11 protein-coding genes are annotated in these 12542 nt (G+C 54.3%); 8 read left to right on the top strand and 3 right to left on the bottom strand.

All coding sequences use genetic code 11. From position 1 onward, the window contains the following. The first annotated feature begins 470 nt into the window (after positions 1-470). The 8 genes from nirB to MYB54_RS01735 all read left to right on the top strand — a co-directional run bounded on the left by nirB (position 471) and on the right by MYB54_RS01735 (position 9991). Positions 471-3023, top strand: coding sequence for a nitrite reductase large subunit NirB (gene nirB / locus MYB54_RS01770; RefSeq protein WP_248721440.1), 2553 nt, complete (start codon positions 471-473; stop codon positions 3021-3023). Continuing rightward, positions 3020-3388 carry a nitrite reductase small subunit NirD gene (nirD, locus tag MYB54_RS01765; RefSeq protein WP_010277621.1) on the top strand — a complete coding sequence of 123 codons (369 nt, stop codon included), beginning with the start codon at positions 3020-3022 and terminating at the stop codon, positions 3386-3388. The genes nirB and nirD overlap by 4 nt, the downstream gene beginning before the upstream one ends. A 26-nt stretch (positions 3389-3414) precedes the next feature. Beyond that, complete coding sequence (gene cysG, locus MYB54_RS01760; RefSeq protein WP_248721439.1) at positions 3415-4794, top strand: siroheme synthase CysG; 1380 nt, start codon at positions 3415-3417, stop codon at positions 4792-4794. A 486-nt stretch (positions 4795-5280) separates the two neighbouring features. Then, positions 5281-5997: an ABC transporter permease gene (locus MYB54_RS01755; RefSeq protein ID WP_039288675.1), complete on the top strand. Its 717-nt coding sequence runs from the start codon at positions 5281-5283 to the stop codon at positions 5995-5997. Next, a complete protein-coding gene (locus MYB54_RS01750) occupies positions 5997-6731 on the top strand; it encodes an ABC transporter permease (RefSeq protein WP_014916851.1) in 735 nt (244 codons plus the stop codon). The genes MYB54_RS01755 and MYB54_RS01750 overlap by 1 nt, the downstream gene beginning before the upstream one ends. Beyond that, complete coding sequence (locus MYB54_RS01745) at positions 6728-7492, top strand: ABC transporter ATP-binding protein (RefSeq protein WP_248721438.1); 765 nt, start codon at positions 6728-6730, stop codon at positions 7490-7492. Before MYB54_RS01750 ends, MYB54_RS01745 begins: the two co-directional genes overlap by 4 nt. Before the next feature lie 77 nt (positions 7493-7569). Then, positions 7570-8439 carry a transporter substrate-binding domain-containing protein gene (locus MYB54_RS01740; protein WP_014701663.1) on the top strand — a complete coding sequence of 290 codons (870 nt, stop codon included), beginning with the start codon at positions 7570-7572 and terminating at the stop codon, positions 8437-8439. Between the two features lie 94 nt (positions 8440-8533). Then, positions 8534-9991, top strand: a complete 1458-nt coding sequence (locus MYB54_RS01735) for a M20 family metallopeptidase (RefSeq protein WP_039288667.1) — start codon at positions 8534-8536, stop codon at positions 9989-9991. A gap of 75 nt (positions 9992-10066) precedes the next feature. Here the strand turns inward: MYB54_RS01735 and trpS are convergent, their stop codons facing one another. The 3 genes from trpS to rpe are packed head-to-tail and all read right to left on the bottom strand — an operon-like array spanning position 10067 to position 12442. Continuing rightward, the gene (trpS, locus tag MYB54_RS01730) at positions 10067-11071 is read right to left on the bottom strand and encodes a tryptophan--tRNA ligase (protein WP_205550093.1); all 1005 of its coding nucleotides are present in this window, start codon (positions 11069-11071) and stop codon (positions 10067-10069) included. Next, positions 11068-11772, bottom strand: a complete 705-nt coding sequence (locus MYB54_RS01725; RefSeq protein WP_248721437.1) for a phosphoglycolate phosphatase — start codon at positions 11770-11772, stop codon at positions 11068-11070. The genes trpS and MYB54_RS01725 overlap by 4 nt, the downstream gene beginning before the upstream one ends. Then, positions 11765-12442, bottom strand: coding sequence for a ribulose-phosphate 3-epimerase (gene rpe / locus MYB54_RS01720; RefSeq protein ID WP_010277661.1), 678 nt, complete (start codon positions 12440-12442; stop codon positions 11765-11767). Before rpe ends, MYB54_RS01725 begins: the two co-directional genes overlap by 8 nt. Positions 12443-12542 lie beyond the last annotated feature (100 nt).

The raw sequence follows: 12542 nt of genomic DNA, 5'->3' as shown, positions 1-12542 counted from the left end.
AATAGTGTGCTAATTAAAAAAAAATGCTGTTTTATTTTCAATTATTAAGGTTGTGACGCCGTTAGTCATTAGGCAATTTCTTCCATATGATGAAATTATGTCACCGATAATTGTGCAATTGCACACAACCTTGTGAGCATTATCACCAGAAAATTTCATATCCTTATTAAACAAATGGATAATCCCTTAGTTTTATTTTTAAGCGATCAGGAACGTGAATGATTGACGAGGGGGACGATTACTCTGATAGCGGATTGCCCGCTAACCAGTCGGCTTCTGACCAAAAGCGTGCTATAGATCTCATTTTTGCCCGCCACTAAAACTCCAGCAAAAACCAAGACTTAAGAAAAAATAAGTAAAATCATCAAGATACCTATAAAGTAGTATATAAAAGACAATTTGATGTACATCAATAAGCGTCCAGTGTGGAGCGATAAGGTAACCTCAGAAGAAGCAATTTTGAGGCAAAAATGAACAAAGTCAGACTCGCTGTTATCGGTAACGGGATGGTTGGCCACCGTTTTATCGAAGAGTTGCTGGATAAGGCCCCAACGTCCACCTACGAGATTACCGTTTTTTGTGAAGAACCCCGCGTCGCCTACGACCGTGTCCACCTCTCTTCTTACTTCGCGCACCACACGGTAGAAGAGCTCTCTTTAGTACGCGAAGGCTACTACGAAAAAAATGGCGTTAAAGTCCTGCTCGGTGAACGCGCCATCACCATCAACCGCAGTGAAAAAGCCATCCACTCCAATTCCGGCCGTACCGTGTATTACGACAAGCTCATCATGGCCACCGGCTCTTATCCGTGGATCCCGTCAATCAAAGGATCAAACGGGCAAGACTGTTTCGTCTACCGCACCATTGAAGATCTGAACGCCATCGAAAACTGCGCACGCCGTAGCAAACGCGGCGCGGTGATCGGCGGGGGTCTATTAGGTCTGGAAGCGGCTGGCGCGCTGAAACACCTTGGCGTGGAAACGCACGTCATCGAGTTCGCCCCCGTGCTCATGGCCGAACAGCTGGATGCCCAGGGCGGCACCCTGCTGCAACGCAAGATTGAAAACATGGGTGTGCGTGTGCACACCAGCAAGAATACGCAGGCCATTCAGCATTCCGGTCTGGAAAACCGCAAAACGATGATCTTTGCCGACGGCAGCACGCTGGAAGTCGACTTCATCGTGTTCTCAACCGGTATCCGCGCACAGGACAAACTGGCCCGTCAGTGTGCGCTGGAAATCGGTCCACGCGGCGGTATCGCGATTAACGACTGGTGCCAAACCTCCGACCCGGACGTCTACGCTATCGGCGAATGTGCCGCCTGGCATGGCCGACCATTTGGTCTGGTCGCACCCGGCTACAAGATGGCGCAGGTTGCCGTCGACCACCTGTTAGGGCACGAAAACCGATTCCAGGGTGCCGACATGAGCGCCAAGCTCAAGCTGATGGGCGTCGATGTCGGCGGGATTGGCGATGCACACGGCCATACGCCGGGCTCTCGCAGCTACATGTGGCTGGATGAAAATAAAGAAACCTACAAACGTCTGATCGTCAGCGCCGACAATAAAACGCTGCTCGGTGCTGTGCTGGTCGGCGACACGCGGGATTACGGCAACCTGCTGCAATTCATGCTGAACAAAATCCCGCTGCCGGATTCTCCTGAAGCGCTGATTCTTCCTGCGTCCGCTGGCAGTGCCAAACCGACGCTGGGTGTCGATGCTCTGCCAGAAAGTGCGCAAATCTGCTCCTGCTTCGACGTGTCCAAAGGCGATATCATCAAAGCGATTAACGGCGGCTGTCATACCGTCGCGGCGCTTAAGGAAACCACCAAAGCCGGTACGGGCTGCGGCGGCTGTATTCCGCTGCTTACGCAGGTGTTGAACGCGGAACTCAGCAAACAGGGGATCGAAGTCAATAACCACCTGTGTGAACACTTCGCCTATTCGCGTCAGGAGCTGTACCACCTGATCCAAATCGAAAAAATCAAAACGTTCGATCAACTGCTGGAGAAACACGGTTCAGGCTACGGCTGTGAGGTCTGTAAACCGACCGTCGCGTCCCTGCTGGCTTCCTGCTGGAACGAGTACGTGCTCAAACCGCAGCACACGCCGTTGCAGGATTCTAACGACAACTTCCTCGGCAACATTCAGAAAGACGGCACCTACTCCGTGATCCCACGCTCCGCAGGCGGGGAAATCACGCCGGATGGCCTGATCGCCATCGGTCGCATCGCGAAGCAATACAACCTGTACACCAAAATGACCGGCTCTCAGCGCATGGCGCTATTCGGTGTACAGAAAGACGACCTGCCTGACGTATGGGCTCAGCTCATCGAAGCCGGGTTTGAAACCGGCCACGCTTACGCCAAGGCATTACGTATGGCAAAAACCTGCGTCGGCAGCACCTGGTGCCGCTTTGGCGTCGGCGACAGCGTGGGCTTTGGCGTCGAGCTGGAAAACCGCTACAAAGGCATCCGCACGCCGCACAAAATGAAATTTGGCGTCTCCGGCTGTACGCGGGAATGCGCGGAAGCACAGGGTAAAGACGTGGGGATTATCGCCACCGAAAAAGGCTGGAACCTCTATGTATGCGGCAATGGCGGGATGAAGCCGCGCCACGCCGACCTGCTGGCAGCCGACTTAGACCGCGAAACGGTAGTCCGCTATCTGGACCGCTTCATGATGTTCTACATCCGCACGGCCGATAAGCTCCAGCGTACGTCCGTCTGGCTGGATAATCTCGAAGGCGGCATCGACTATCTGCGTAATGTGATTGTGAAAGACAAACTGGGCATTAACGATCAGCTTGAAGCGGATATCGCACGGCTGCGGGAAGGCTACGTCTGCGAATGGCAGGCGACGCTGGAAGATCCGGAAGCACAGAAACGCTTTGCCCACTTCATTAACAGCCCGGTACGTGACCCGAACGTGCAAATGGTGAGTGAACGTCAACAACACCGTCCGGCGCGCCCTGCCGAGCGTATTCCGGTGAAACAGATTGAACTAGAGGAGGAAAACGCATGAGCCAGTGGACGACCGTATGTAAGTTAGACGACATCCTGCCCGGCACTGGCGTGTGTGCACTCGTCGAGCAGCAACAGATTGCCGTGTTCCGCCCACGTAACGATGAGCAGGTTTACGCCATTAGCAATATCGATCCGTTCGCACAGGCGAGCGTATTAAGTCGTGGGATAGTGGGCGAGCATCAGGACGATCTTTGGGTCGCAAGCCCATTGAAAAAACAGCATTTCCGCCTTTATGATGGCTTCTGTCTGGAGGATGGAGCCTATTCTGTTGCAGCTTATGATACTCAGGTAACAAACGGTAATGTGCAAATATCCATCGCAGACCGTGACATCGCGGTTGATAATAGCCAACCATTACCCTAATAACCTGAGCTTTCAAGAGGCGTTACATGGATTACCTGCCAATATTCTGTCAGTTGCACGATAAACCTTGTCTATTGGTAGGAGGGGGTGAAATAGCCGAGCGTAAAGCCCGGCTATTGCTGGATGCTGGCGCAGTAATTACCGTCAATGCGCTCGATTTTAACGATCAATTTCGGGCGTGGGAACAGGATGCTCAATTAACGCTGGTACAGGGCACCTTCGATCCCACGTTACTGGACGCGGTGTGGCTGGTGATTGCCGCTACCGACGATCAGGACGTCAATAACCATGTCTATGCCAGCGCCAGCGAGCGCCGTATTTTCTGTAACGTGGTGGATTCACCAGAACGCGCCAGCTTCATTATGCCGTCGATCATCGACCGTTCGCCGCTGATGGTCGCGGTGTCTTCTGGCGGCGCCGCACCGGTATTGGCTCGGCTACTGCGGGAAAAGCTGGAAAGTATTCTGCCGCAAAATCTCGGTAAGCTGGCGACATACGCAGGTGAATTGCGCAGTCGGGTCAAAAGCCGGTTCCGCAATATGAGCGCACGCCGCCGCTTCTGGGAAAAGCTCTTCGTACACGATCGGCTGGCTCAGGCGCTGGCAAATGACAATAGGCAAAGCGTTCAACAACTGACGGAACTGCTTTTCTCCGCGCCGCTCGATGACCGAGGCGAAGTCACGCTGGTTGGCGCAGGGCCTGGCGATGCGGGATTACTGACGTTGAAAGGCCTTCAGCATCTCCAGCAGGCCGACATCGTTGTTTATGACCGTCTGGTATCGAAAGAGATCCTCAACCTGTCACGCCGCGACGCCGAGCGAATTTTCGTCGGTAAAGCGTCTGGCTATCACAGCGTTCCTCAGGATCAAATCAATCAACTGCTGGAAGAAAAGGCACGAGCGGGGCATCGGGTCGTCAGGCTGAAAGGCGGCGATCCCTTTATCTTCGGCCGGGGTGCAGAAGAGCTGGAGCATCTGCAACAGGCGGGCGTCCCGTTCTCCGTCGTCCCCGGCATTACGGCCGCGTCGGGCTGTTCAGCCTACAGCGGTATCCCACTCACCCATCGCGATCACTCGCAGGGCGTCAGGCTGATCACCGGACACGTCAAGCACGACACCGATCTGGACTGGTCCAGCCTCGCCGCGGAAAAACAGACGCTGGTGTTTTACATGGGGCTTCAGCAGGCTGAGCACATTCAAAGTAAGCTCATCGAACAGCGGTTACCGGAAACCGTGCCTGTCGCGATTATCGAAAACGGCACCTCAACCAAACAGCGCGTTCTGACTGGACAGCTCTCCCAACTGCGCGAATTAGCACAACAAGCCAGCAGCCCGAGTTTGATCATCATCGGCAACGTTGTCGGGCTGCGGGAAAAATTGAGCTGGTTCTCTGACCAGACAGCATAATCCTCTCCTGACCACCTTACTCACCCGCTATCCGTTCTACCGGATAGCGGTTATGCACCATCATAATGCAACGTCCCGTCAAATAGCATAACAATGCACTATTTTGAACATACTCCCTTACAAAATGTCACTTTAATGCTTTACCGCAGGCCACATCTGCCTTATTTTGACTAAAACAAAACCCATTAATAAGCAGACTATATGAATAAATAATCAATAATCGTTTACGTAAAACGTGGCCCGACTATTGCTTAGCTTTCTAATAGATTCGCGGCACGACCTCTGAATCGTTCCTATCGAACCGATTTCATCGTCAAGCCATCGTGGTTTATCGAATTAGTGCCTCATCGAACGAATACATATCGAAAGGTGATACATCGCGTCATTACGTATTTCTACTCTCGTTCCTGAACGGAGTATGTAGTCCTCTCATCACAAAAACAGTTCTGCTCAGCAGAACAATAAGCAAGCAGTTTGGAGTCACTTGTGGAAGACGTTACTTTCTGGCATCTCATCAGTTTTGGTGAACATGGCTGGGGGAAATTATTACTCATCGGGGCAGGAATGACCCTCGCACTGGCGATCGGCGGCTTCCTTCTAGGGGCGGTGATCGGCACGATCGGTGCCTGGTCCAAAATTTGCGGCAATCGCCCCGTACGCTATCTGGCCGATGGCTACACGACGCTTATCCGTGGCGTCCCCGATCTACTCATCATCTACCTGCTGTATTTCGGCGGCAGCTCTGCGTTAACCCTGCTCGCCAAACTGTTTGGCAGCAATGAGTTCTTTGGCTTTCCCGGCTTCCTCGCCGGGGTAATCGCCGTCGGCATTTCTTCCGGCGCGCAGCAGACGGAAGTCTACCGCGGTGCCTTCTACGCCGTGTCCAAAGGGGAAATTGAGGCCGCCAAAGCCTGCGGTATGCCAACGCTACTGCGCCTGCGCCGCATCATCATCCCGCTCCTGCTGCGCCACGCGATCCCCCCACTCGGCAACGTGTGGCAGTTGGTGCTGAAAACCTCTGCGCTGGTTTCCGTTACCGGCGTCGCTGAACTATTGACGCAGGCGCAAACTGGCGCGGGCTCTACCGGCAAACCGTTTGATTTCTTCATGGCGGCCGCGCTGCTGTATCTGGCTATCTCAATCTGTTCCGGCTGGATTATGCGCCGTGCTGAGTCTCATTATTCCCGGGGTGTGAAACGCTGATGGATTTTCCTTTTCTGTACGAAACGTTTCTGGAGATTATTCCCGGTATCCCGTTAACCCTGCAGCTGGCGGTCAGCTCAGTCTTTCTGGGCTTCTTCCTGGCACTGGGTTTGGCGTTGATGCAGCTGTCATCCTTTGCCGTACTGCGCTCCATTGCCCGGACCTACGTGCTGTTTTTCCGCGGTACGCCGCTGCTGGTTCAGCTGTTCCTGATTTACTACGGGCTGGGGCAATTCACCTGGGTTCGGGAAAGTATGCTTTGGCCATTCCTGCGGGAACCGCACTGGTGCGCCCTGCTGTCGCTCAGCCTGTGTACCGGTGCCTATGCCAGTGAAATTATCCGTGGCGGATTACAGTCCGTTCCGGTTGGCCAGATCGAATCGGCGCGCGCCTGCGGCATGCCGTCGTTCATGATTTTCAAGCGTATCGTTTTTCCACTGGCAATTCGTCAGGCGCTCCCTGCTTACGGCAACGAGCTGATTTCGATGGTCAAATCGACCTCGCTGGCTTCCATCATCACGCTGATGGAAATCACCGGAATTGCTGCACGTCTCATCGCGGAAACCTACCGGGCGCTCGAAGTGTTCCTGGTCGCTGGTGCTATTTATCTGTTTATTAACCTGATTCTGACACGTTTACTGATGTGGACAGAATTTAGGCTTACCCCTCATCTCCGTGCGCCGGGTGCGCAACCGGCAGCGAAAAAAATTAAGAAATTGGGAGATCTGCAATGACGACACCCGCCATTAGCCTGCGCAACATTCATAAAAGCTTCGGCTCTCTGGACGTCCTGAAAGGGATTTCGATTGAGGCCAATCAGGGGGAGGTCATCTCAATTCTGGGATCGTCCGGTTCAGGTAAATCGACGCTGCTGCGCTGTAGCAACCTGCTTGAGCTTCCCGATCAGGGCGAGATTATCGTCGGCGGAGAAGCGATTGAAATGAAGCCGAACCGCAAAGGGCAGAACCGCCCGTCGAACCTCAAGCAGATCGACAGAATTCGTACTCAGTTGGGCATGGTATTCCAGAATTTTAACCTCTGGTCACACAAGACCGTGCTGGAAAACATCATCGAAGCGCCCGTGCACGTCTTAAAACGCCCACAGACGGAGTGCGTGGAGCACGCCGAGCAGCTGTTAGAGAAAGTCGGTCTGGCGGATAAGCGTCACTACTATCCCGCGCATTTGTCCGGTGGACAACAGCAGCGCGCCGCTATTGCCCGTGCGCTCGCGATGGAACCCAAAGTGATGCTGTTTGATGAGCCGACCTCCGCACTTGACCCAGAGCTGGTCGGCGAAGTGCTGCGCGTCATGCGCACGTTGGCGGACGAAGGGATGACCATGCTGGTCGTGACCCACGAAATGGATTTTGCCCGCGAAGTCTCCAACCGCATCGTCTTCCTCCATCAGGGGGAAATTGAAGAACAGGGAACGCCGGAGCACGTTTTCACTGCCAGCCAGTCGGCTCGCTTCCGGCAATTTATTGCCAGTTGGTAAACACAACCCCACCACTATCGTCACAGTGGTGGGGAAATAAACAAAATATAACGATATAAAACGCCGGGAGAACACCAATGATCAAATCAAAACTCACACTGCTCGCCTGTTCACTGTGTATGGCAGGAACATTGGCCGCTTCATTCACCGCCTCAGCGGAAGAGAAAAAATGGACGACCGTCCGCATCGCGACCGAAGGCGCTTACCACCCGTATAACTTCACCAAACCAGACGGTACGCTGGATGGTATGGAGATCGAACTATACAAAGTGCTGTGTAACAACATGCAGGTGAAATGCGAGATCATGGTTCAGCCCTTCGCCAGCGCGATTCCTGCGCTGAACGCGGGTAAATATGACGCGATCATCGCGGGTATGTCCGCCACGGCAAAACGTCGTGAAGTGATCGACTTCAGCCAGCCATACACGCAGGCAGGACAGACTTTCGCCGTGCTGAAGTCCAGCTCACTCGCCAAAGATTTCCCAGACGCGGGCGTGCGTTTCTCTATTGAACCCGCCGATGAAGCGAAAGCACTGGCTGAAGTTGAGAAGCTGAAACCGCTGCTGGAAGGCAAAACCATCGGCGTGCAGTCCGCCTCTATCGCCAGCGCCTTTTTGGATAAATACATGAAAGGCGTGATGAAAGTGCGCGAATATAAAACCACTCAGGAACACGATCTGGATCTGAAAGCAGGCCGTGTGGATCTGGTCATCGCTTCCGCGCCTTACCTGAAAAGCACAACGGACAAACCGGGCAATGACAACATCGTGATGCCAGGGCCACAGTTCATCGGCGGCATTCTGGGCAGCGGTTCTTCCGTTGGCCTGCGCAAAAGCGATCCTGAGCTGAAAGCCATGTTCGACAAGGCAATCGATCAGGCCAAGCAAGACGGCACCATCCGGAAACTGAGCGAAAAATGGTTCGGCATGGACACCACGCCGCTCTAAGCGTTACCCAATCGCAGAATCGCGTGTCATGGCCGATTGGCTGTGACACGCTCCTCGCCAATGCCATCCGAGAAATCAAACGAGCACACCACGCATGAATGCAACACACAATGAAGGAACGCTGCCGGCCGTTAATCGCCAGAACGTGGAAGAAATCTGCGATCTGATTGCCACCAAGCGGCAGCAGTTCTGTACGCTGAGCGACGGCATCTGGGATACGCCAGAGCTGAACTACGAAGAGCATCGTTCGGCGGCACAGCACGAAGCCATCCTGAAAGCAGAAGGCTTCCGTCTGACGAAAGGCATCGCCGACATGCCGACCGCACTGCTGGGTGAATTCGGCGAAGGTTTGCCGATTATCGCCATTCTGGGTGAATACGATGCGCTGCCGGGCCTGAGCCAGCAGGCGAATGTCGCTGAGCCAAAGCCGTTGGAAAACGGTGGCAACGGCCACGGCTGCGGACATAACCTGCTCGGCACCGCGGCACTACAGGCAGCGACGGCAGTGAAAGATTATCTGCAAAAGCACGCATTATCTGGAACCGTGCGCTTTTACGGCTGCCCTGCGGAAGAAGGCGGATCGTCCAAAGGTTTTATGGTCAAGGAAGGCGTTTTTGACGACGTCGATATCGCCCTCTGCTGGCATCCAGCGACCTTCACTGGCGTCAACAGCCCGGTCTCGCTGGCCTGTAACGAACTGAATTTTTACTTCAAAGGTCGCGCTGCTCACGCCGCCAGCAGCCCACATCTGGGACGAAGCGCGCTGGATGCGGTGGAACTGATGAACGTTGGCGTGAACTACATGCGCGAACACATGCCGTCCTCTGCTCGCATCCACTATGCGATTACCGACAGCGGCGGCCACGCCCCGAACGTCGTTCAGGCCAACGCCACCGTGCGTTACCTCGTACGAGCTCGCCAGTTGCCGGAACTGCACCAGTTGGTCAAACGCGTGAAGAAAATTGCCGAAGGCGCAGCGCTGATGACAGAAACTGAAGTCAGCAGCGAAGTGATTAGTGGTGATGCCAATCTGCTGGCAAACCCGCCGCTGGAAGCGCGTATGCACGAACATCTGCTGGCACTCGGCCCGATACCGTTCGATGACGAAGACCGCAAAATGGCAGCGATGTTCCAGACCGCGCTGAGCGCCGAAGACATTGCCGAATCCTACGCGCGTTTCGGCGTTAAACCGCAGCCGGGTTTAACGCTGCACGACGGAATTTATCCGCTGTATAGCCCGAATGATGCCTTCATCGGTTCTACGGACGTGGGAACGGTTAGCTGGGTTGTGCCAACCGTACAGATTCGCAGCGCCACCTATGCCATCGGTACGCCGGCACATTCATGGCAGTTGGTCGCACAGGGGAAAACCGGAGCCGCACACAAAGGCACGGAGTATGCGGCGAAAGCGATGGCCTCACTGGCTATCGATCTGCTGGTCACGCCCGAACTAGTTGCACAGGCAAAAGCCGATCATCAGGAAAGATTGCAGCAGACACCGTTTGAGAACCCGATTCCAGACGACGTGTTTCCGCCTATCCCACAAGGATAAGATAGCGGATTCAAAGGGATAGATAAGCAGTAGCAGGAAACCGTCAGGAGAGAGCCTCCTGACGGTAATTAAGACTTACGGGCGGGAAACAAAACCGACAGCGTCGTAGACTTTCTTCAGCGTTTCCTGTGCGCGAGCACTCGCTTTGTCAGCCCCTTCACGCATGATCTGTTGCAGGAAAGCCTCATCGTTACGGTAGCGATGATAACGTTCTTGCAGCTCAGACAGCATACCGGATACGGCATCCGCCACCGCGCCTTTCAGGTGACCATACATCTGGCCATTAAATTCCTGCTCCAGCTCAGGGATGGGTTTTCCCGTCACGCCAGACAGGATATCCAACAGGTTCGATACCCCAGCTTTATTCTTCACATCATAGCGAATGACTGGCGGCTCATCGGAATCCGTCATCGCGCGTTTGATCTTCTTCACCACCGCTTTCGGATCTTCCAGCAGCCCGATAACGTTATTGCGGTTATCGTCGGACTTGGACATCTTCTTGGTCGGCTCCAGCAGCGACATCACGCGCGCGCCCGATTTCGGAATGAACGGCTCTGGCACTTTGAAAATGTCGCCATACAGGCTGTTGAAGCGCTGCCCGACGTCACGGCTCAGTTCCAGATGCTGTTTCTGATCTTCACCCACTGGCACCTGATTCGTTTGGTACAGCAGGATATCCGCCGCCATCAGCACCGGATAACTAAACAGACCGGCGTTGATGTTCTCTTCATAGCGCGCAGATTTATCCTTGAACTGCGTCATGCGGCTCAGTTCGCCGAAATACGCGTAGCAGTTCAGTATCCAGCTCAGTTGGCTGTGCTCAGGCACGTGCGACTGAACAAAAATGGTGCTCTTTTTCGGATCGATGCCGCAGGCCAGATACAGCGCCAGCGTATCCAGCGTCGCTTTTCTCAGCGCCTGCGGATCCTGACGTACCGTGATGGCATGCAAATCCACAATGCAATAGATGCAGTCGTAATCGTCCTGCATGTTGACCCACTGACGTAACGCCCCCATGTAGTTACCAATGGTCAATTCACCAGACGGCTGCGCACCGCTAAATACAATGGGCTTGCTCATACTAAGGGTTCCTGATTGTGTGAAGAAGACTGCCCGAACAGGGGCAAAATATCGGCAAAACGATCCAGAACGACATCCGGCTGACTCAGCTCGATCGCTTCACCATAGTTATAACCATACGTCATGCCGACACTGCGGCAGCCCGCCGCCTGTGCCGCCTGAATATCATTGCGGGAATCGCCGACGAACAGAAGCTCGCTGGCACGCAGCCCCAGCTTACCGAGCACCAGATAAAGCGGCGCAGGATGCGGCTTTTTCACAATGACATCATCGCCACCGATGATCAGCGAAAAATAGTCGCCAATCCCCAGGCCTGCCAAGAGCGGGGCAACGAACGGCGTGGGTTTATTGGTCACCACCGCCATCGGAATGCCCTGCTGCGCCAACTGCGCCAGCGTCTCTTTTACCTGTGGAAACAGCGTGCTACCGCTATCCACCGTCTGCGCATAATAGACATCGAACCGCTCACGGGTTTCTTGCAAGCGTGCACCTGTAGGCTCAACGCCAGCCCAGCGCAGCGCCCGTTCAACCATCACGTCCGCACCGTTACCAATCCAGGTTGCGACACGAGCTTCGCCCGCAGCAGGCAACGACTGCGCCACTAAGGCCTGATCGATCGCCGCCGCCAGACCCGGTGCGCTGTGAATCAGCGTCCCATCCAAATCAAAAGCTACTCCGCGAACTGCGGTTAATTCAGTCATGTGTCGTCCTTGAAATTTCACTACGCATTTGATCAATGACGGCACGGTAATCTGGATGACCAAAAATCGCCGATCCCGCCACAAACATATCCGCGCCCGCTTCAGCAATTGCGCCGATATTGTCTACTTTTACGCCGCCATCGACTTCCAGTCGAATGTCGTAACCGCTGTCGTCGATCAAGCGACGAACCTGACGCAGTTTATCCAGCGTGCTGGGAATAAAGGACTGGCCGCCAAATCCAGGGTTAACCGACATCAGCAGAATGATATCCAGCTTATCCATGACGTAATCGAGATAACTCAGCGGCGTCGCCGGGTTAAACACCAGCCCAGCCTTGCAGCCGTGATCTTTGATCAGTTGCAGTGAACGATCGAGATGATCCGTGGCTTCGGGATGAAAGGTAATGAAACTGGCTCCCGCATTGGCAAAATCCGGGATGATACGATCGACCGGTTTCACCATCAGGTGGACGTCAATCGGCGCGGTGATGCCGTAATCGCGCAGGGATTTCAGGACCAGCGGGCCAATCGTCAAATTTGGCACATAGTGGTTATCCATGACATCAAAATGGACCACATCCGCCCCGGCAGCCAATACGTTAGCGGTATCTTCACCAAGACGGGCAAAATCAGCCGACAGAATGGACGGCGCGATTAAAAACGGTTTCATTCATTTCTCCAAACGGTAAAGTCTGAATGCCTGCGGGTAACCTATTCCCGGCTAATGACGCCTCTCAGACGGCATTAACCGATTCACCGCGCTCTGTTTA

The organism is Pectobacterium nicotianae (assembly GCF_023272715.1).
GTDB lineage: Bacteria > Pseudomonadota > Gammaproteobacteria > Enterobacterales > Enterobacteriaceae > Pectobacterium > Pectobacterium brasiliense.
This window is presented reverse-complemented; position numbering and strand designations above follow the sequence as displayed.

What these genes read in the sequence shown, in the direction of transcription:
- nirB (WP_248721440.1), top strand. Translation starts at nt 471, where the DNA reads ATGAACAAAGTCAGACTCGCTGTTATCGGTAACGGGATGGTTGGCCAC.
- nirD (WP_010277621.1), top strand. Translation starts at nt 3,020, where the DNA reads ATGAGCCAGTGGACGACCGTATGTAAGTTAGACGACATCCTGCCCGGC.
- cysG (WP_248721439.1), top strand. Translation starts at nt 3,415, where the DNA reads ATGGATTACCTGCCAATATTCTGTCAGTTGCACGATAAACCTTGTCTA.
- MYB54_RS01750 (WP_014916851.1), top strand. Translation starts at nt 5,997, where the DNA reads ATGGATTTTCCTTTTCTGTACGAAACGTTTCTGGAGATTATTCCCGGT.
- MYB54_RS01745 (WP_248721438.1), top strand. Translation starts at nt 6,728, where the DNA reads ATGACGACACCCGCCATTAGCCTGCGCAACATTCATAAAAGCTTCGGC.
- MYB54_RS01740 (WP_014701663.1), top strand. Translation starts at nt 7,570, where the DNA reads ATGATCAAATCAAAACTCACACTGCTCGCCTGTTCACTGTGTATGGCA.
- MYB54_RS01735 (WP_039288667.1), top strand. Translation starts at nt 8,534, where the DNA reads ATGAATGCAACACACAATGAAGGAACGCTGCCGGCCGTTAATCGCCAG.
- trpS (WP_205550093.1), bottom strand. Translation starts at nt 11,071, where the DNA reads ATGAGCAAGCCCATTGTATTTAGCGGTGCGCAGCCGTCTGGTGAATTG.
- MYB54_RS01725 (WP_248721437.1), bottom strand. Translation starts at nt 11,772, where the DNA reads ATGACTGAATTAACCGCAGTTCGCGGAGTAGCTTTTGATTTGGATGGG.
- rpe (WP_010277661.1), bottom strand. Translation starts at nt 12,442, where the DNA reads ATGAAACCGTTTTTAATCGCGCCGTCCATTCTGTCGGCTGATTTTGCC.